General features: G+C 58.5%; 20 protein-coding genes. 7 read left to right on the top strand and 13 right to left on the bottom strand.

All coding sequences use genetic code 11. From position 1 onward, the window contains the following. Positions 1 to 7: 7 nt before the first annotated feature. From tsaB to trpS, 6 genes are all read right to left on the bottom strand, one after another. Positions 8 to 598 carry a tRNA (adenosine(37)-N6)-threonylcarbamoyltransferase complex dimerization subunit type 1 TsaB gene (gene tsaB / locus D1823_RS12015; protein ID WP_117870283.1) on the bottom strand — a complete coding sequence of 197 codons (591 nt, stop codon included), beginning with the start codon at positions 596 to 598 and terminating at the stop codon, positions 8 to 10. Then, complete coding sequence (locus D1823_RS12010) at positions 588 to 1,151, bottom strand: NifU family protein (protein WP_117870281.1); 564 nt, start codon at positions 1,149 to 1,151, stop codon at positions 588 to 590. Before D1823_RS12010 ends, tsaB begins: the two co-directional genes overlap by 11 nt. A gap of 69 nt (positions 1,152 to 1,220) precedes the next feature. Continuing rightward, positions 1,221 to 1,814, bottom strand: coding sequence for a 2-hydroxychromene-2-carboxylate isomerase (locus tag D1823_RS12005; protein ID WP_117870279.1), 594 nt, complete (start codon positions 1,812 to 1,814; stop codon positions 1,221 to 1,223). Positions 1,815 to 1,823: 9 nt separating this feature from the next. Further along, complete coding sequence (locus D1823_RS12000; RefSeq protein WP_117870277.1) at positions 1,824 to 2,279, bottom strand: universal stress protein; 456 nt, start codon at positions 2,277 to 2,279, stop codon at positions 1,824 to 1,826. 77 nt (positions 2,280 to 2,356) lie between these two features. Further along, positions 2,357 to 3,220, bottom strand: a complete 864-nt coding sequence (locus D1823_RS11995; protein ID WP_117870275.1) for a branched-chain amino acid aminotransferase — start codon at positions 3,218 to 3,220, stop codon at positions 2,357 to 2,359. Between the two features lie 59 nt (positions 3,221 to 3,279). After that, positions 3,280 to 4,308: a tryptophan--tRNA ligase gene (gene trpS, locus D1823_RS11990; protein ID WP_117870273.1), complete on the bottom strand. Its 1,029-nt coding sequence runs from the start codon at positions 4,306 to 4,308 to the stop codon at positions 3,280 to 3,282. 86 nt (positions 4,309 to 4,394) lie between these two features. Here trpS and D1823_RS11985 point away from each other — a divergent pair, with 86 nt between their 5' ends. Next, on the top strand, positions 4,395 to 5,081 hold the full coding sequence (locus D1823_RS11985) for a rhomboid family intramembrane serine protease (RefSeq protein ID WP_117870271.1): 687 nt from the start codon (positions 4,395 to 4,397) through the stop codon (positions 5,079 to 5,081). Here the strand turns inward: D1823_RS11985 and murJ are convergent, their stop codons facing one another. Genes murJ through D1823_RS11970 form a run of 3 tightly spaced genes read right to left on the bottom strand, consistent with a single transcriptional unit; the run spans position 5,082 to position 10,559 of the window. After that, the gene (gene murJ, locus D1823_RS11980; protein WP_117870269.1) at positions 5,082 to 6,623 is read right to left on the bottom strand and encodes a murein biosynthesis integral membrane protein MurJ; all 1,542 of its coding nucleotides are present in this window, start codon (positions 6,621 to 6,623) and stop codon (positions 5,082 to 5,084) included. Beyond that, positions 6,620 to 9,439 carry a [protein-PII] uridylyltransferase gene (locus tag D1823_RS11975; RefSeq protein WP_117870266.1) on the bottom strand — a complete coding sequence of 940 codons (2,820 nt, stop codon included), beginning with the start codon at positions 9,437 to 9,439 and terminating at the stop codon, positions 6,620 to 6,622. Before D1823_RS11975 ends, murJ begins: the two co-directional genes overlap by 4 nt. Further along, positions 9,399 to 10,559, bottom strand: a complete 1,161-nt coding sequence (locus D1823_RS11970) for a penicillin-binding protein activator (protein ID WP_117870264.1) — start codon at positions 10,557 to 10,559, stop codon at positions 9,399 to 9,401. The genes D1823_RS11975 and D1823_RS11970 overlap by 41 nt, the downstream gene beginning before the upstream one ends. Positions 10,560 to 10,647: 88 nt before the next feature. Here D1823_RS11970 and rsmI point away from each other — a divergent pair, with 88 nt between their 5' ends. From rsmI to gshB, 3 genes are all read left to right on the top strand, one after another. After that, positions 10,648 to 11,505, top strand: a complete 858-nt coding sequence (rsmI, locus tag D1823_RS11965; protein ID WP_117870262.1) for a 16S rRNA (cytidine(1402)-2'-O)-methyltransferase — start codon at positions 10,648 to 10,650, stop codon at positions 11,503 to 11,505. Between the two features lies 1 nt (position 11,506). Beyond that, a complete protein-coding gene (locus D1823_RS11960) occupies positions 11,507 to 11,878 on the top strand; it encodes a YraN family protein (RefSeq protein WP_117870261.1) in 372 nt (123 codons plus the stop codon). Positions 11,879 to 11,939: 61 nt separating this feature from the next. After that, positions 11,940 to 12,872: a glutathione synthase gene (gene gshB / locus D1823_RS11955; RefSeq protein ID WP_117870259.1), complete on the top strand. Its 933-nt coding sequence runs from the start codon at positions 11,940 to 11,942 to the stop codon at positions 12,870 to 12,872. Here gshB and D1823_RS11950 read toward each other — a convergent pair. The 4 genes from D1823_RS11950 to cobU are packed head-to-tail and all read right to left on the bottom strand — an operon-like array spanning position 12,869 to position 16,467. Next, the gene (locus D1823_RS11950; protein WP_117870257.1) at positions 12,869 to 14,383 is read right to left on the bottom strand and encodes a YifB family Mg chelatase-like AAA ATPase; all 1,515 of its coding nucleotides are present in this window, start codon (positions 14,381 to 14,383) and stop codon (positions 12,869 to 12,871) included. The two genes, gshB and D1823_RS11950, sit on opposite strands and share 4 nt — an antisense overlap. Before the next feature lie 47 nt (positions 14,384 to 14,430). Next, positions 14,431 to 15,312, bottom strand: coding sequence for a glutathione S-transferase (locus tag D1823_RS11945; protein ID WP_117870255.1), 882 nt, complete (start codon positions 15,310 to 15,312; stop codon positions 14,431 to 14,433). A 58-nt stretch (positions 15,313 to 15,370) separates the two neighbouring features. Then, the gene (locus D1823_RS11940) at positions 15,371 to 15,949 is read right to left on the bottom strand and encodes a histidine phosphatase family protein (protein WP_117870252.1); all 579 of its coding nucleotides are present in this window, start codon (positions 15,947 to 15,949) and stop codon (positions 15,371 to 15,373) included. Continuing rightward, complete coding sequence (gene cobU / locus D1823_RS11935) at positions 15,946 to 16,467, bottom strand: bifunctional adenosylcobinamide kinase/adenosylcobinamide-phosphate guanylyltransferase (RefSeq protein ID WP_117870249.1); 522 nt, start codon at positions 16,465 to 16,467, stop codon at positions 15,946 to 15,948. Before cobU ends, D1823_RS11940 begins: the two co-directional genes overlap by 4 nt. A gap of 99 nt (positions 16,468 to 16,566) precedes the next feature. Here cobU and D1823_RS11930 point away from each other — a divergent pair, with 99 nt between their 5' ends. The 3 genes from D1823_RS11930 to coaBC all read left to right on the top strand — a co-directional run bounded on the left by D1823_RS11930 (position 16,567) and on the right by coaBC (position 19,526). After that, entirely contained in the window at positions 16,567 to 17,445 is an 879-nt protein-coding gene (locus D1823_RS11930; protein ID WP_117870247.1) for an RNA polymerase factor sigma-32, read from the top strand. Continuing rightward, positions 17,442 to 18,266, top strand: coding sequence for a ChaN family lipoprotein (locus D1823_RS11925; protein ID WP_117870245.1), 825 nt, complete (start codon positions 17,442 to 17,444; stop codon positions 18,264 to 18,266). Before D1823_RS11930 ends, D1823_RS11925 begins: the two co-directional genes overlap by 4 nt. Positions 18,267 to 18,329: 63 nt before the next feature. Then, positions 18,330 to 19,526, top strand: coding sequence for a bifunctional phosphopantothenoylcysteine decarboxylase/phosphopantothenate--cysteine ligase CoaBC (gene coaBC, locus D1823_RS11920; RefSeq protein ID WP_117870242.1), 1,197 nt, complete (start codon positions 18,330 to 18,332; stop codon positions 19,524 to 19,526). Positions 19,527 to 19,532 lie beyond the last annotated feature (6 nt).

The raw sequence follows: 19,532 nt of genomic DNA, 5'->3' as shown, positions 1-19,532 counted from the left end.
TGCGGTGTCATTTGTCCAGCAGTACAGGGGGTGTATCGCGGGAAGGGGCCGCGTCCGCAGGCCTCACGTATAAAGGTGCCGGAGGCGAACTGACACTGTCCCAGCGCTGCGCGGACAGAAGGGCGATGGCTTGTGCCTGCAAGGCTGGGTCAGAGCAGGAAAACAACGGCCCGCCAAGTTCTGCTTCGGCCCTGGGCAAAAGACAAGGATCGGCACCGGGCATTTTCACATAAACCTGGTCGCGCGGGGCAGGGATCGCCGGTATCTGCCCTTCTTCCGCCAGCTCACGCAGGGCATCGAAACCGGAAACCCCGACCGCAGGGATTTCAAGCCCAAGCGCAAGACCCCGCGCGGCCGAGACCGAAATGCGGATGCCGGTGAAATTACCGGGCCCTATCCCAACGCCGATTGCGTCCAGACCAGCCCAATCACATCCGGTTTCTGCCAGAACGTCTTCCAACAGCGGAATCAATCGCTCGGCCTGGCCGCGAGACATTGCTTCGGCACGGGACGTCACGATCTTGCCATCGCGCAACAAAGCGGCCGCGCAATGCGCGGCCGATGTGTCAAACGCCAGAATCGTCGGGTTAGACGGCAACAGGGCGAACCTCGGTCACTTCCGGAATGTAATGGCGCAGAAGGTTTTCGATACCCATCTTCAGGGTCAATGTCGAAGACGGGCAGCCTGCGCAGGCCCCCTGCATGTGCAGATAGACCACGCCGCGATCAAAACCGTGGAACGTGATGTCTCCCCCATCCTGAGCCACTGCAGGGCGTACGCGACTGTCCAGCAAATCCTTGATCTGGTTTACGATTTCAGCGTCTTCGCCAGAGTGCTCGGCATGGCCTGATGCTCCGGCGGCATCTGCGCCCACAACGGGTTGGCCGGATTGATAATGCTCCATCACCGCACCAAGAATGGCCGGTTTAATGTGATCCCACTGAACGTCGTCCGTTTTGGTAACGGTGACAAAATCATTGCCAAAGAACACGCCGGTCACACCGTTGACTGCAAATATGCGCTTGGCCAGCGGGGATTTTTCGCCCGCTTCCGCAGTTGGGAAATCCGCTGTTCCAGCTTCCAGCACCGTTTGGCCGGGCAGGAATTTCAACGTGGCCGGATTGGGGGTGGATTCGGTCTGGATGAACATGAGGGCGCTCCGTCTGATGTGCTTCTGATATGCGCGCAGGCGTACTGGAAGTCAAGATTTGGAACGATTCTAAATTGTCGAGGCGTATTCAAGTGCGTCATCCAGACGGTCATCGCCCCAGAACAACTCCCCCCCGGCCAGAAAACTTGGTGCACCAAACAGGCCAAGCACCTTGGCACGGGCAGATTGTTCGAACAGGGCCTCTTTTATGTCCGTGTCCCCTGCGCGGTTCATCAAGCTGCTGCACAACCCTGCCTCGCTGAGACAGGAGGTCAGAACGCTGTCCTCTGAGATATTCTGCCTGGCGCCGAATTCGGCGCTGTAGACAGCCCGGACAAACGCCGCCCGTTCCTTGTGATCTTCAATGGCCAGAACCAGACGCGCTGCCTTGAGCGAATTCTGCGGAAACGGATCAGGCTTTGAAAAAGGCAGTCCCCGCGCTTCACACAGACGTTCCATATCGCGCCACATGTACCGCCCCTTGGCCGGATACAGGTTGAAAGGTGAGGTGCGCCAACCCTGATCCGCGAAAATCGGACCCAGCAAGAAAGGGTGCCATTCTACGGCAACGCCCATTTCTTCTGCGGCCGCTTCGATCCGCATTGCGCTGAGGTAGGAATAGGTCGAGGCGAATTCGAACCAGAACTGTACTGTCTTCGCCATTGCCGCCCCTCAGGTGATTTCTTCCAGTTTCTCTTTGCTCAGATCACCTGGAACAATCGTGATCGGAATCGGCAGGCTGCCTGAATTCTTTGTCAGTTGAGTTACCAACGGGCCGGGGCCCTTCTTGTCGGTACCCGCTCCAAGGACAAGAACACCAATCTCAGGATCGGATTGAACATGCTCGATGATCTGCGTAACGGGATCACCTTCGCGAATGGCCAGTTCGGGTTCCACATTCTGTTTGTCCCGCATCCATTTGGCAAACACCTCGAAATGCGCGTGGATACGTTCGCGGGCTTCTTCACGCATGGTTTCAGCCACGCCGATCCAATGGTTGAACTCGTCAGGCGGGATGACAGAAAGGACTGTTACACCACCACCGGTATGGGCAGCTCGCATCGCGGCAAACCGCATTGCGTTCAGGCATTCGCGGCTGTCATCCAGAACAACTAGGAACTTACGCATGGGTATCCTCTTCAATTTTAAGGGATCATGCCCGAGCGATCGCGTGCTGGCAACTCGGACACGTCATAAGCGCTATGCTAGCGTTCGCTTGCAGCCCAATCCCAATAGAGCGCGCGGGCACGGCGGGCAATAGGGCCGACCTGAAATTGCGTGTCTTCCAAGGCGGTTACCGGTGTGACCTTACTCATGTTGCCGGACATGAAGACCTCGTCGGCTTCATGAAAATCCTCGAAGCTCAGAACCGTTTCGTGGACCGTCACACCATCTTCGCGCAGGTTTTTGATATGCCGTGCTCGCGTAATGCCAGCCAGGAAGGTTCCGTTCGGGATCGGTGTAAAGATTTCGCCATCCTTTACCATAAAGATGTTGGCCGTTGCCGTTTCGGCCACATGTCCCATCGCATCAGCTACCAAAGCGTTGGAAAAACCTTTCGAGCGCGCCTCTTGCAGCATGCGGGCGTTGTTGGGGTAAAGGCACCCTGCCTTGGCGTTTACGACCGCGCTTTCCAGAACCGGGCGGCGGAAGCGCGTTGTTGACAGAGTGGCCGACGCGGTTTCGGGCGCCATTGGGATTTCTTCCAGGCAGATAGCAAAACCGGTGCTGTTTTCCTGCGGGACTATGGCCGTGCTGTCGCCGTCGATCCCCCAATACATCGGGCGGATGTAGACGGCTGCATCCGGGTTGTAAGCCCGCAACCCTTCGCGCACCAACTCGACCATCTGCTCGGTCGTCATTGTCGGCGTCAGCATCAAGGCTTCGGCAGACCGGTTCACCCGTGCGCAATGGGCCGCCAGATCGGGAGAGACCCCGTCAAAATACCGCGCGCCGTCAAAGACAGAAGATCCCAGCCAAGCGCCATGATCCGCCGCGCGCATGATGGGTGCATCCCCCTCATGCCATTGGCCTTGAAAATAGGTCCGGATGTTCGTGCCGGTTGCCATGACGCCCTCCTTTGATTCAGGCAAACCCTAGGAGGGCGTCAGGCGAAGGTCCAGTGCAATCAGCGTGATGCAGGTCCGACCATGCCTACGATTTCGTAGGTCTTTTGCAGGATCGGAGCCGCGATCTCGCGGGCGCGCTCAGCACCACGGGCCAGAATCCCGTCAATCTCGGCCTGATCCCCCATCAGACGTGACATTTCGGTCGAGATCGGGGCCAGTTTCGCCACTGCCAGATCGGCCAGCATCGGTTTGAAGTCACCGAACTGCATGCCGCCAACATCGGCCAGAACCTGCTCGATGCTTTGATCGTTCAGGGCCGCGTAGATATTGACCAGGTTACGCGCTTCTGGGCGGTCCTCCAGCCCTTCGATTTCTGACGGCAGGGCATCGGGGTCGGTCTTGGCTTTGCGAATTTTCTTGGCAATCGCTTCGGCGTCATCAGTCAGGTTGATCCGGCTCATATCCGATGGATCGGATTTCGACATCTTCTTGGACCCGTCCCGCAGGCTCATGACGCGGGTGGCCGCACCTTCGATCACCGGCTCGGTGATAGGGAAGAAATCGACGCCGAAATCGTTGTTGAATTTGATGGCGATGTCCCGGGTCAGCTCAAGATGCTGTTTCTGATCTTCACCGACCGGCACATGGGTTGCATGATAGATCAGAATGTCGGCTGCCATTAGGGCAGGGTAGGCAAACAAGCCAAGCGAAGCGTTCTGCTGGTTCTTGCCGGCCTTGTCCTTCCACTGGGTCATGCGCTGCATCCAACCCATACGCGCAACACAGTTGAATATCCAAGCCAGTTGCGCGTGTTCCGGCACCTGGCTTTGATTGAACAAAATCGATTTCTCAGGGTTTAGACCAGAAGCGATGTAACCGGCACAAAGCTCCCGCGTTGCATGCTGCAACTCGGTTGGGTCTTGCCAGACTGTGATTGCATGAAGATCGACCATGCAATAGATGGTTTCAAATTCCTCGCTTTGCATTCTCACCCAGTTCCGAAGCGCACCGAGATAATTGCCGAGGTGCAGGTTGCCCGAAGGCTGTGCGCCGGAAAACACGCGCGGCGTGAACTGGGTCTCGGTCATCAAAGGGAACTCCTGTCTGGAAAAATCAGCCTCCGTCGCTTACCCATGAGGCAAAGGGACGTCAACAGCCGCGAAAGGCCAGCCCAATGAGCAGTGCACATTACACACCGCCTGTGAACCCCCTTCCACCGGTCGTGGTGGCGCTGGTTCTGTTCATCATCGGCATTGAGCTTGTCTTCACGCTGGGCGCGCGGGGGCTGGTCGGGGGGCCAGCGGCAGTCGGCTGGCGCCTGGACGCGATTCAGCACTATTCCTTCTCGGCGGATATTTTCGACTGGATGGTACTGAACGGGCGTTGGCCGTTCGACCATGTGATCCGGTTCGTGACCTATCCCTTTGTCTCAGCCAATTTCACGCAGGCGATTTTTGTCTGTGTCTTTGTGTTGGCGATGGGCAAGATGGTCGGAGAGGTATTCGGGGGCTTTCCCATGCTGCTGATCTTCGTCGTCTCGGGGATTGGCGGTGCGTTGACCTATGCCGTTCTCCTTGATCCACGCTATCCCCTGATCGGAGGGTTCCCACCTGTTTACGGGCTGATCGGAGCATTCACCTGGTTGTTGTGGCGCAAATTGTCGCTTGTAGGGGCAAATCAGGCGAAGGCGTTTCAGCTGATCGCCGTCCTTATGGGCATTCAGTTCCTGTTTGGTCTGATCTTCGGCGGCAACGCTGAATGGGTTGCCGATCTGGGCGGGTTTGTCACGGGCTTTGGCATGTCTTTTTTGTTGGCACCCGGAGCCTGGGCCCGGATCGTCGGGCGCATCCGCCGCGATTAATCAGGACCGGCGTAAGGCGCGTTTGAATTCTGACAGTTTGAATGCGCCCAAGACATGACCAAGACAGAGATACGAGACGGCGGCGACCACGATCAGGATCAAAAGCGCAAGATAGCGCCAGCCGGGAATGTCCAGCGTCCAACCATAAAAGTGGGTCGCTGCGAACAAGACCACTCCCATCCCGACCGAGGCCAGAACGATCCGGCCCGCACGTTTCCTGAACCGGTCATCGAAACGCGCTTCCTCGCCCATGCGGCGTGCGCCGAGCGCCAGCAGAACCACCATTGCCCAGCCGGCAGTTGACGCAGCAATCGCAGGGGCGATCCAGCCCACCAGCGGAAACAGGCCAAACGCCAGTGCCGCGTTCACCACCATTGCAACCATTGCGTAGCGGAACGGAGAACGCGTATCTTCACGCGCGAAGAAAAGCGGTTGCAGCAATTTTTGCAGCATGAATGCAGGCAGACCGATGCCATAGATCGCGACCGCCAGCGCTGTCGCAGCGGTATCCTCGGGGCTGAACTGTCCCCTTTCGAAAAGTACCGAAACCAGCGGGTTCGGGATGATCAGGAACGCCACGGTCGAGGGCAGTGTCAACAGCAGCATGAATTCCCCGGCGCGGGAAAACGCGTTGCGGGCGCCTTCCTTGTCGTCGGCGCGCAGGCGGCGGGACAGGTCGGGCAGCAGGACAATGCCAATGGCGATTCCGACGACGCCCAAAGGCAGTTGGTACAGGCGATCCGCGGCAAACAGCCAACTCACGGCTTTTTCAGTTTTGGACGCCACCAATTGCCCGACCACCAGATTGACCTGAGTAACCCCCATGGCCAGAGCGGCCGGAACCGCGATGCGGACCATTCTGCGCATCTCGGGCGTCAGGTGGGGCAGGTCGGGGCGTATGCGGATACCGGCACGCTCGGTCGCTACCCAGACCAGTGCCAACTGCGCGACACCAGCAACCGGAATGACCGAGATCAGCCATCGTATCACCTCGCCGCCGGACATGGCCCCGGCGATCAGCGCGGTGCAGGCAAAAATGTTCAGCAAGACAGGTGCTGCTGCGGCTGCGGCGAACCTGCCGGTTGCGTTCAATACGCCCGAGAACAGGGCCGCCAAGGACATGAAAAGGATATATGGGAACACGACATAGCCGTAGTCCACGGCCAGATCGAACCGTTCATCACCATAAAACCCTTCGGCTGTCAGCCACACCAGGCCGGGCATGAAGACCATGGCCAGCCCGACCAGTGCCAGAACAGCCAGGGCCAAAAGGTTGAACGCATCCTGTGCAAAGCCCTGAGGATTCTCATCCGCTTCCAGCCGTTTCGAGAACATGGGCACAAAGGCGGCGTTAAACGCGCCTTCGGCAAAAAAGCGGCGAAACATGTTCGGCAGGCGAAAGGCCGCGACAAAAGCATCCATCACCGGCCCGGGACCGATGAAGGCGGTCAACAGTATTTCCCGCAGGAACCCCAGTATACGACTGGCCAGCGTCCAGAAGCCGACCGTGAACAGGCCCGAGACCAAGCGTATTTGCTTCATGACGCCGCACGCTCTGCGCCTTCGGTGATTGCCTTGCGCAGCTTGGCCTCAAGCCCACGTTGCTTGCTTTCCGAATGGTACTTCAAGCCGAACATATCCTTGACGTAAAACGTATCGACCACCTGTTCGCCATAGGTCGCGATCACCGCATTGGCGATATAAACATTCGCGGCGGCGAGGGTCCGGGTCAGATCAAACAGCAGGCCCGGCCGGTCGCGGGTGTCCACTTCGATGATCGTGTATATTTCAGAACCGTCGTTGTCGAAGGTGATATGCGTCGGAACGTTGAAGGCACGCTCGCGTTTCTTGATCTTGTCGCGTGATTTCAACGCCTCTTTTGCCACCACTTCGCCGCGCAGTGTCTTGTGAATCATCTGCGTTAGACGTGGCAGGCGCGAGGCTTCAAACGGGTGTCCCTCTGCGTCCTGAATCCAGAAGGCATCGGTGACGTAGCCGTCTTTGGTGGTATAGCTGCGAGCATCCACAACATTCGCGCCGACCAGGGCCAGCGCGCCGGCGATGCGCGCAAAAATACCGGGGTGATCGCCCATCGCGAAACAGGCTCGCGTTGCGTCGCGATCCTCGTCCGGCTGAAGGCGGATCTCCATCGCGCCGGGGTCGCCGCTTTGTTCCAGCGCGCGCAGCATGTTCGCAAACTCGACGTGTGAAGCCAGATTAAGACCCTGCCAATACGGGTCGTAGTGACGTCCTGTCTCGGATTTGAGGTCGGCCTTGGACCAGGCTGCCAGTTCGGTGCGCAGGGCTTTTTTTGCCTCGGCCCCGCGATTGGCGCGGTTGAGGTCCTCCATCCCGGTTTCCAGCGCGCGCTTGGTTTCAGCGTGAAGGGCACGCAGCAGCGTGGCTTTCCAATTGTTCCAAGTATTCGGCCCTACACCGCGAATGTCGCAGACGGTCAGAACGGTCAACAGGTCCAGTCGTTTGACTGTTTGGACTGCTTTGGCAAAATCACGCACTGTGCGGGGGTCCGAAATGTCGCGTTTCTGTGCCATGTCGGACATGAGCAGGTGATAGCGCACCAGCCATTCCACCGTCTCCGTATCCGCTTTGTTCAGACCCAATCGTGGCGCGACCTTGCGCGCGATCTGTGCCCCAAGGATCGAGTGATCTTCGGGTCGTCCTTTGGCGATATCATGCAGCAAAAGGGCGACATACAGAACCTTACGATTGACCCCGCCTTCCAGAATCGACGAAGCAAGAGGCAGGGATTCAATCAACTCTCCGCGTTCTATCTGGGCCAGATTCACGATGCACTGGATGGTATGCTCGTCCACCGTATAGCTGTGGTACATGTTGAACTGCATCATTGCCACGATGGGCTCGAACTCGGGCAGGAAAGCGGAGAGTACACCCAGTTCGTTCATCCGCCGCAAAGCGCGTTCTGGATTGCCGTGTTTCAGCATCAAGTCCAGAAAGATGCGCCGCGCCTCTTTGTCGTTGCGCATTTCGTCGTCGATCAGATGCAGATTTGCCGCCACCAGACGCATGGCATCCGGATGGATCAGCATTGCTGTTCGCAAACCTTCTTCGAACAAGCGCAGAAGGTTCACTTTGTCGGACAGAAATTTGTCAGGGTCTGCTACGTCCAAACGGCCGTGAACAACCTTGTATCCGGCTTTGACCCGCCGGCGTTTGCGGAAAATGCGCTCCAGCAATGGCGCGCCTTTCACGTGCAGCGCCTCAAGCTTTGTCAGAAAAATCCGCGTCAACTCGCCCACACGTGTGGCTTCGCGAAAATAGCGTTGCATGAATACTTCGACCGCACGGCGACCGGCGCGATCCTCATAGCCCATGCGCGCCGCGACATCGACCTGCATGTCAAAGGTCAGCTGTTCGGTGGCGCGGCCTGTCACCAGATGCAAATGCGAACGAACAGCCCAAAGGAACTCTTCGGCCTGAACGAAGGTATTGAATTCTTCCGGGGTGAACAGACCCAAAGGCACAAGCTCGGCCACGTCCTGAACGCCGTAGATGTACTTTGCAATCCAGTAGAGGGATTGGAGGTCGCGCAACCCCCCTTTGCCTTCTTTCACGTTGGGTTCGACCTTGTATCGTTCCCCTTGTTTCAGGTGCCGCTCATCTCGTTCATTCAGCTTGGCTTCGATGAATTCCCGTTCGGTTCCCTTGAACAGGTCGGTTTTCAGCCGCCGCTCAAGCTCGTCGGCCAGCGCCTTGTCACCCGCCAGATAGCGTTGCTCCAGCATTGCCGTACGGATTGTGAAATCCTCGGTCCCCAGCCGGAGGCAGTCTTTGATCGTGCGTGACGAATGCCCGACCTTCAACCGCAGATCCCACAGTATATACAGCATCGATTCGATAACGCTCTCGGCCCAGGCCGTAATTTTGTACGGTGTGAGAAACAGCAGATCGACATCGGAAGACGGTGCCATTTCACCGCGCCCGTAACCTCCAACGGCCAGAACAGCGATCTTTTCACCCTGAGTTGGCGTCGCAATCGGATGCAGGCGTGTGCTGGAGACCAGCATTGCAGTTCCGACCAGTTGGTCCGTCAGGAAGGTATAAGAACGTGTCAGCGCGCGCGCGTCAAACGGATGCTCGCTGAAGGCATCGGCAATAGCTTTGCGACCAGCTTTCTGAGCGTCGCGCAGAATGCGCACTGTTTCAGAGCGCATTTCGCTGTTGTCAGAGCAGGTCTCGAAGGCCATAGCCAGCGCATCATTGACGCTGACGCTGTCAAAGATGTTTTCGGCTGGGCAAATCAGAGCGCCTTCAGGCGCCATAGTCACGCCCGATCGCTCAGAAACCGGCACCAGAGAAGCTTTGCGGGGCAGGGTCAATCACAACCACCTGTTTATTCTGAATCGTCGCTACGGCAAGGCCGCGTTCGTTAGTGCCGTTTGGACGCAGGCGGAAGATGCCGCCAACGCCCTGGAAACCGGCATTCTGAGTTAAGGCCGCACCGGTTAGGGCATCGGACTTGCCCTGACTGACCAAGGCACCAATCGCCGCTATGCCGTCATAGGCCAGACCGCTGATCGGGTGAGGCGCTTCGCCATACGTCGCGTTATACCGTTGACGATAGGCTTGTGCCTTGGATGGGTCGGGCAGGGCAAACCACCCCCCCTGCACACCCGGCAGTTCCAGCGTCTGCGGGGGGATATCCCAACGGGTCAGGCCGATGAATTGAGTTGTCGCCGGAGAAACGCCTGCCTCAGGCAGCAATTGCGAGAAAAGTGGCAAAGCACCCGCAGTTGTGGCCGTCATGAAAATCGAGTCCGCTCCGGTCGAGTCTACGGTGGCTTTGATCGTGGGAACCGAGTTGATAACGCCCTGTTGCGACCGGTCATATCCGACAGTTCCGGCATTGTTGACTCGGCTGTTTGCCAGCGCATTGGCGATTGCAGTTTGCCCCACTTGCCCCGCGGAATCATTGCTGTGCACGATAACCATGTTTGTTTTGCCTTGCCGGCCCGCGTAATTGACCAGCCGGCTGGCCGTGTTTTCAAAGGTCGGTCCCAGAACAAATACGTTGCCACCCGCAATGCTGGTGTTGTTCGAAAATGAAAGAACGTTGATGTTATTGTTCAGCACCGCCAGTCCTGCAGCATTCGCGGCCTGGGCGTATACGGGGCCGACAATGATTTTGGCGCCTTCTGCAACGGCCTGCTGGGCCACGGCTGTCGCCGTGGTTGGGTTCCCCGCCGTATCGTAAACACGCAGGTCGATTTTGACGTTGGGCAGATCGGACATCGCCAGGCGGGCTGCGTTCTCGAGGCTCTGCGCCAGTGCTGCGTCGCCAGAGCGGGGAACCAGCAAAGCGACCGGAACAGGATTCGATGTGTTGATCGAGGGCCCACCCCCAACGCCACCCGGCTCACAAGCGGCCAGAAACGCTGCGGTCGTCAGGGCAATGGCGGCTTTCGCCAGCTTGCTTACGGGCTTGCAAACGGTAAACATCTAAATGAAAACTCCCTGATCCGGCGGCTGTGAGTGCTTCTGTTCTGTCGAGCCGCGATAATAAACGTCACGCTGTGAGGGTCCAGCTTTGAATTTCCAAAAGATCAGATTGGCTGCGGGCCTGTATTTTGTTGCCACTCCGATCGGAGCCGCGCGCGATATTACGCTCAGGGCGCTGGATGTTCTGGCCTCGGCCGATGTGATAGCGGCAGAGGACACCCGGAGTTTGCGCCGGTTGATGGAGATTCACGGCATCCCCCTGGAGGGTCGGCGTATACAAGCCTACCATGATTACAGCGGTGCAGGTGCGCGTGGCAGGCTTATGGATGCCCTGGCGCAGGGGCAATCGGTCGCCTACGCATCCGAGGCGGGTATGCCGCTGATCGCTGATCCGGGATATGATCTTGGCAAGCAAGCGGCAGAAGCCGGGCATATGGTGACCTGTGCGCCCGGTGCATCGGCCGCGGTAACCGCGTTGACATTGGCGGGCCTGCCAACAGATGCATTCTTTTTTGCGGGATTTCTACCAAATGCATCCGGTGCACGTCGGGCCCGGATTGAGGCATTGAAGACTGTTCCAGGCACCTTGGTTTTTTATGAATCTCCGAAACGCGTATCAGCCAGCCTTGTAGATCTTGCCGAGTGTTTGGGGGCAGACCGTCAGGCGGCGTTGTGTCGTGAACTGACAAAAAAGTTTGAAGAAATCCGTCGTGGAAGCCTGGCTGATCTGGCAACTGAAATTCAGGAAAAACCAGTTAAGGGTGAAATAGTTCTGCTGGTGGATCGCAGCCATTCGCAAAGCGTTAACGAATCCGACGTAGAAGAGGCCTTGAAGCGAGCTTTGGAAACCCACTCGGTTCGGGATGCAGCGGATCTTGTGTCAGAAATGTATGATCTGCCGCGGCGTCCGATCTACCAGAAAGCGCTGAAAATGGGAAAAGGGTGACATGGGGCAACGTGCAATTCAGGGCTCGGTTTCCTATCATGCGGGTCAGTCGGCCGAGCTTCGGGTCGCCTCGGATTACGAGCGTCGGGGTTTTGCAATTGTGCATCGCCGGTGGCGGGGTGCCGGTGGTGAAATCGATCTGATTGCCCGAGATGGCGACGGGGTTGTGTTTGTCGAAGTCAAGAAAAGTTCCACTTTCGAAAAGGCTGCGGCCCGGATCAGTCAAAAACAAATTGACCGAATCTGTGCCTCGGCCGCGCAATATCTGGAAAATGAGCCGGGTGGGCAGCTGACCAATGTCCGTTTTGACGCGGCACTTGTAGATGGCACTGGCGCAGTTCAAATCATCGAAAACGCCTTCGGTCATGCCTAAGCCCCATTGAACCCTCGGGCCTGCTGGGCCATGTATCTGGCATTAAACTGAGGGACACGGCATGAAAATAGCCTTTCAAATGGACCCGATCGGGGACGTGGACATCAACGCCGACAGCTCATTCCGTCTGGCGGAAGAGGCGCAGGTGCGTGGTCATTCGTTGTTTTTCTATGGGCCGGATCAACTGGCTTATCAGGAAGGACGCATTACGGCGCGCGGCCATGACATGACTGTTCAGCGGGTCGCAGGGGACCCGGCTGTTCTGGGCTCCGAACGTGAAGCTGACCTGGCCGACTTCGATGTGGTCTGGCTGCGTCAGGATCCACCCTTTGACATGCACTACATCACGTCGACTCACCTACTGGACCGCCTCAAAGGGCGAACGCTGGTGGTCAACGACCCGTTCTGGGTGCGGAACTATCCTGAAAAACTGCTGGTTCTGGATTTTCCCGACCTGACCCCGCCCACGACGATTGCCCGCGATCTGCAGACGATCAAGGCGTTCAAGGAAAAGCACGGCGATATCATCCTCAAGCCGCTCTATGGCAATGGCGGTGCTGGCGTGTTCCGACTGGATGCCAATGACCGCAACCTGACCTCTCTGCACGAGTTGTTCACGGGGTTCTCGCGCGAGCCTCTGATCGTGCAGAAATTCCTGCCAGATGTCAGCAATGGCGACAAGCGCGTGATCCTGGTGGACGGCGAACCGGTTGGTGCTATCAACCGGGTTCCCGCCGCAGGCGAAACGCGCTCAAACATGCATGTGGGCGGTCGCCCGGAAAAGATCGGGTTGTCCGAGCGTGATCTGGAAATCTGCGCCGCCATCGGACCGCTGCTGAAAGAAAAAGGTCAGATATTTGTCGGGATCGACATTATTGGCGACTACCTGACCGAGATCAACGTGACCTCGCCCACCGGTATTCAGGAGCTGGAACGGTTCGACGGCGTCAATATTGCCGAGAAAATCTGGCAGGCGATAGAAGCCAAGGTTTAGGCCATGACCCGGGCGCTGATGCGAAAGCTCAGCGCCTCTGCCACATGTGGCCTGCGGATGTCGGCTGAACCGTCCAGATCGGCGATCGTCCGCGCCACTCTCAGGATGCGGTGAAAGGCGCGGGCCGATAGCCCGAACCGATCGGCTGCTTTCAGCAACACCGCTTTTCCTTCGGCGTCAGGTGTTGTGATCTCTTCCAGAACCCTGCCTTCGGCGTCGGAATTCTGGCGCAGGTTCGGTGTTTCCCGAAACCGGTCTGCCTGAATGGCGCGGGCGTTTTCAACACGTACGGCAACTGTCGCCGAGCTGTCGCCGGATGGGGGCAGATCAAGATCGGTGAAACCCACGGGCGGGACTTCGATCCGCAGGTCGAACCTGTCCATCAGGGGCCCCGAGATACGGTTCAGATAATCCTCGCCGCAGCCGGGTGCGCGAGAGCAGGCTCGTGAGGGATCCGTCAGATAGCCGCATTTGCATGGGTTCGCAGCGGCCACAAGCATGAAGCGGCAGGGGTATTTCACATGGGCATTGGCCCGTGCCACCATGACTTCTCCGGATTCAATTGGTTGGCGCAGGGTTTCCAGAACTGTACGCGGAAACTCGGGGAACTCATCCATGAACAGCACGCCGTTATGCGCCAGTGAGATTTCACCGGGTTTGGCACCTTTGCCACCACCGACAATGGCTGCCATCGAAGCCGTATGATGCGGTTCCCGAAAAGGACGTGTGCGGTTGATGCCGCCTTCGTCCAGCAACCCGCATAGGGACTGGATCATCGAAGTTTCCAACGCTTCGACCGCCGTTAGCGGAGGCAAGATGCCCGGAAGCCGAGCAGCCAGCATGGATTTGCCCGACCCCGGCGTGCCGATCATGATCAGATGGTGACGCCCGGCTGCCGCGATTTCCAAGGCGCGTTTGGCGCGTTCCTGTCCTTTTACATCGCGCAGATCCCGCGCGCTGGGCGTCAGCTTCACCTCGCCGGGTTGTGCCGCCGGCAAAGGGGACTGTCCCGAGAAATGGCGGACAACATCACCAAGGGAATCCGCGCCGATAACCTGAGTGGCGTCGACCCATGCCGCTTCAGCGCTGGAGGCTTTGGGACAAAGCAACATGCGATCCTCGGAAGCTGCCGTCATGGCCGCGGGCAGGGCACCGACAACAGGCACCAGGGAGCCATCAAGCGACAACTCTCCCAGTGCAACTGTTCCTTCGGCGGCATCGGCCGGGATGATCTCGAGCGCGGACAACAGCGCGACCGCGATGGGCAGGTCAAAATGACTACCTTCCTTGGGCAGATCGGCAGGAGACAGGTTAATCGTAATTCGTTTCGAGGGCAGGGCGATGGCCATCGCACTCAGCGCGCTGCGGACACGGTCCCGGGCTTCGGACACAGCCTTGTCTGGAAGGCCCACGATGGAAAAGGCCGGCAAGCCGGGTGAGACGGCACATTGCACTTCGACCGGGCGGGCATCGACCCCTTGAAACGCGACAGTGTGGGCACGGGCAACCATGGCAGTCCTGTTCTTGGTTAACAGGACGTTGCTGCCATGGTTGTGGTTTAAGAGTCGTTAACGGTTGCGCGCAAGGCAGCGAATTTGGGCCACGCGTCGGGATCTGCAACGGTTTTGTCGCGGCAGAATGGATTGCAGAAGCCCCAGCATTTGCCATCCAACTCCAGAAACTCCACGACCGGTTCGCCGGAATAAGGGCAAACTTCGTTGATTGACGGGCCGGATACCGGCATGGCGGTTGAAACCCCTCCGATCGGCCAGGGCTTGGACGACAAGTCCTGACGATAGGGAAAAGGGTCGTATCTGACGGTCAGGCCCATTGCGCGCCATTGTCTGACGGCGGGGTCTGCCAACAGGTCCAGGCAATAGGCCCGGTTCGCCTTTGAAACTGGCAGCCCATACCCGATGATCCGCGCTGCGACGGGTGTGTAAAACACGTCCGCCAGCGAATACGTGACAAACAACGGGCCTTGTTCCGCACCGGACACTTTGCGTGCATGGTCCCAGAGTGTTTCGACGCGTGCCAGATCTGCCAGTGTCTCATCCGATGGTTTGAAATCCTGCCAGACGTGCAGCAATTGCATGGGGCATTCACCTCGCAAGGCGCCAAACCCCGCCACCATCTCGGCGCATAGCCATCGGGCAGTCGCCCGGGCTGCGGAATCTGATGGCCACAACCCGGCGTCAGGGTGGTGCTCGGCGAGGGTTTCGGCCATGGCCAGGCTTTCGCCGACCACAGTTCCATCCGGCAAGCGCAGGGCGGGCACAAGTCGCGCTGGAGCCAGGGAAGCCATGTCCTGTGTCATGGTGCCCGAATACAGGCCAATCATGTGGCTTCTATGGGGCAGGTTGAATTTCTCAAGCATCAACCAGCCGCGCATCGACCAGCTGGAGAAAAGGCGGTCACCGATATACAAATCATAAGTCATACGCGAACGATGCCGCAGGTTCGCAGCCCGGTAAAACGGTGATTTGTGCGGGGGCTGTTCACGGAAGGTGATTGATTGTCCCAACCAACCACTTGCCTGCGTCGATCGTGATGTCCGTCACCGACAGGTTGTCGATTGTATGTGAAAAGGTCTGTTGCCCATCCAGATCAAGGGCGCGCTGCACCTGGGTGAGGATCACGCCGAAATGCGCAACGATGACCAGATCGCGGTCTGTATGTGCCGAAACAAGCACGTCGATGGCTGCGTCGACCCGATTGCGGACATCGTTCCAGCTCTCACCCTGCGGCGGGCGGACATCGCCGGGGTTGTCCCAATACGCAAAGGCCAGTTCCGGGTCTTCAGCTTCGATTTCGGCAAAACCGCGCAGTTCCCAGCGGCCAAAGTGGATTTCCCTCAGGTCAGGGTGATGAGGCAGTCGATGACGTCGGCCTTGTATGGCCGTTGCCGTGTCAACTGCCCTTGACAGGTCTGACGAGATCACAAGCGCCTCGGGCGGCAAATGGTAGTGCAGACGTTTCAGGGCCGCAGTATCGCTCAGGTCAGCGGGCAGGTCGGACCAGCCGACCATTGTTTTTGCATGGGTCGGCCCGTGTCGGACAAGATGTAAACGCGTCACGGCAATTGCCCTTTCAGAACCAAAGGCAACCCGGCTGTGATCTGCACCACCAGATCGGCCTGCGCTGCAAGCGCGATGTTCAGCCGTCCCTGCGCTTCGCGAAACCGGCGGGCCAGGGCGTTGTCCGGAACAATACCGTGACCGACTTCGTTCGAGACTATCACAATCTGGGCCGGGCATGAGCGAAATGCTTTAAGCAGGGCGGTTTGTGCGGCTTCCAGATCGGATTCGGCCAACAGGTGGTTGCTCAGCCACATGGTGGCGCAGTCAATCAGGCAAATCTGATCGGGCGCCAACTTTGCCAGAACCGGTCCCAAATCAAAGGGTTCTTCAACCGTGGTCCAACCGTCGCCGCGTTGCTCAAGATGGCGGTCGATTTTCTGGCGCATCTCGTCATCAAACACTTGTGATGTCGCAAGGTAAACGCGGCTTTTCCCCTGAGAAACAACCAGTTCTTCGGCGAAAACCGACTTGCCCGACGCGGCCCCGCCCAGAACCAAGGTTAAATCCGGCGACACAATACTTACCTATAGTTGATCCGATTGGTGCTGTTTTGCGTAAAGGTCATAGGTCGGCAAAGCAAGTCTGACCAGTACCTGCAAACAGGGGAGAGGTTTATGGCACTGGATAACGCGACGGACTTTTCGATGTCCCGGCAAGCAATGAAGGCCGAGCTGCTGGATGCGGAAACTGAACTGAAACTGGCGTATGCTTGGCGTGATGAGCGTGATGAGCAGGCGTTGCACCGCCTGATCACCGCCTATATGCGTCTGGCGATTTCGATGGCGGCCAAGTTCAAGCGCTATGGCGCGCCGATGAATGATCTCATTCAGGAAGCAGGCCTTGGCCTAATGAAGGCCGCTGACAAGTTCGACCCGGATCGCGGTGTGCGTTTCTCGACCTATGCCGTGTGGTGGATCAAGGCAAGCATTCAGGATTACGTGATGCGGAACTGGTCCATGGTTCGGACCGGGTCCACCTCGGCTCAGAAGTCCCTGTTCTTCAACATGCGCCGTGTTCAGGCCCGGCTGGAACGTGAAGCCGCCACCGAAGGTCAGGACCTGGACCGTCATCAGTTGCATCAGATGATCGCAACGGAAATCGGCGTGCCTCTGCGCGACGTTGAGATGATGGAAGGCCGTCTGTCCGGTTCCGACTTTTCTCTGAATGCCGTGCAATCTGCGGATGAGGATGGACGTGAGTGGATCGACGCTCTGGAAGACGACCGCGAACAGGCCGCAGAAGCAGTTGAGCACAGCCACGATACCGAACAATTGCGCAAGTGGCTGTTGACGGCGATGAGTGCGCTGAATGATCGCGAGCGTTTCATTGTGCGCGAACGCAAGCTGCGAGACCCCGCTCGAACCCTGGAAAGCCTTGGAACAGAGCTGGGTCTGTCCAAAGAACGCGTGCGACAGCTCGAGGCCGCAGCCTTCGTGAAGATGCGCAAGAACCTTGAAGCCCAGTCGCGCGAGGTGCAACACTTCATCGCATGAAACAGTTTGCGATTCTTGTGTGTGTTCTTGGTCTTACGGTTGCGGCAACGCGACCGGGGCTGGCCGATAGACTAATTCCCGCTGATGCTATGTCCGCGATGCGGGACGCCGATGTCGTGATTTTGGGAGAAGTTCACGACAACCCGACGCATCATCTGGTGCAGGCCGAAGCGCTCGAGGCTGTTTCACCCTCGGCCGTCGTCTGGGAAATGGTAACCGAAGAGGGCGCACAGAGGCTTACTCAAAAAGCAGTGTCCAACCCAGAGGAGCTTAGCCGTATTTTGAAATGGGCTGAAAGTGGATGGCCGCCGCTCAGTATGTATTACCCGGTGTTTGAAGCTTCCGGCGCACCGGTTTACGGGGCCATGGTTCCGCGCACCGCCGCACGTGCCGCAATGGAACGTGGTGCGGCTACGGCTCTGGGTGCAGACGCGGCGCGCTATGGTCTGACTGTACCGTTGACGCCCGAGGAACAGGCCGCGCGCGAGGCCGACCAATTGGCTGCGCATTGCGACGCGCTTCCGGATGAAATGTTGCCCCAGATGGTTGCGATCCAGCGCCTGCGCGATGCTGTGCTGGCCCGTGCAGTTGTGCGTGCAATGGAAGAAACCGGGGGTCCGGTTGCCGTGATCACTGGAAACGGTCACGCGCGAAAAGACCGAGGCATACCAACGTATCTCGCGCGTCTTCAGCCAGGGTGGAAACTGGTGGCCGTCGGACAATCCGAGGACGGAGCGATTGACGGTGATTTCGATATCGTAATCGACAGCCCCACGGTGGAGCGCGAAGATCCCTGTGCGGCATTTCAAGTTCAGAATTAATCGCTGGAACTACCTGCAGGCCTTGCCTAATGTCGGGGCCGACCGGGACAGGAAGGGCTGAGCATGCTGTCATCCAAACGCATTCTGCTGATTATCGGTGGCGGGATCGCGGCCTATAAGTCGCTGGATCTGATCCGCAGGTTGCGCGAGCGCGGTGCGGATGTAACCCCTGTATTGACGCGCGCAGCGGAAGAGTTCGTGACGCCTCTGTCCGTGTCTGCACTGGCAGGTGAAAAGGTCTATCGCGATCTGTTTGACCTCACCGATGAGGCCGAGATGGGGCATATTCAACTTTCACGCTCTGCTGATCTGATTGTTGTGGCCCCCGCAACGGCGGACCTGATGGGCAAGATGGCCGGAGGGCTGGCCAACGATCTGGCATCGACCCTTCTGATGGCCACGGACACACCCGTTCTGTGTGCGCCCGCGATGAATGTGCGGATGTGGACCCACCCGGCGACGCAACGAAACCTGAAGCAGTTGCAGGCAGATGGTGTGCGCTTTGTTGGCCCGAACGAAGGCGACATGGCCTGTGGCGAATACGGCCCGGGGCGCATGTCCGAGCCGATGGAAATTGTTGCAGCAGTTGAGGCTCAGTTGTCTGCGGGGTCTTTGGCGGGCAGGCGGGTGCTGGTGACGTCCGGCCCGACGCATGAACCAATAGATCCTGTCCGGTATATAGCGAACCGGTCGTCCGGGGCTCAGGGTGCCGCCGTGGCTCGGGCGCTGGCGGAATTGGGGGCCGAGGTGATCTTTGTGACCGGCCCCGCAGATGTGCCACCCCCGACGGGTGTGCGGGTCGTGCCCGTCGAAACCGCGCAACAGATGTCTGATGCGGTTGATGCGGCTCTGCCCGTCGACGCCGGAGTATTCGCGGCGGCGGTCGCGGATTGGCGTGTCGCCAGCGCGTCGGACAAGAAGCTGAAGAAAAGCCGCGACGGCCTGCCGGTACTGGAATTCGCCGAAAACCCGGACATTCTGAAACGTGTTTCTCGGATGGGCGCGAACCGTCCGCCGTTGGTTGTCGGATTTGCGGCCGAGACCGACAATGTGGTCGAACACGCCACGGCCAAGCGCCTGCGCAAAGGCTGCGACTGGATCGTCGCCAACGATGTCAGCCCTGCAACAGGCATTATGGGCGGGTCAGAGAATGCGGTCATCCTGATTTCGGACAACGGGGCCGAGGAATGGCCCCGCATGGGCAAGGACGAAGTTGCCCGGCGATTGGCGGCGAAGATTTCGGACGCGTTGGCAGGCTGAAGGAAA

The sequence above is a fragment of the Ruegeria sp. AD91A genome, assembly GCF_003443535.1.
Taxonomy (GTDB): Bacteria; Pseudomonadota; Alphaproteobacteria; order Rhodobacterales; family Rhodobacteraceae; genus Ruegeria.
The sequence above is the reverse complement of the archived record's forward strand: the minus strand, read 5'-3'. Positions and strand labels throughout refer to the sequence as shown.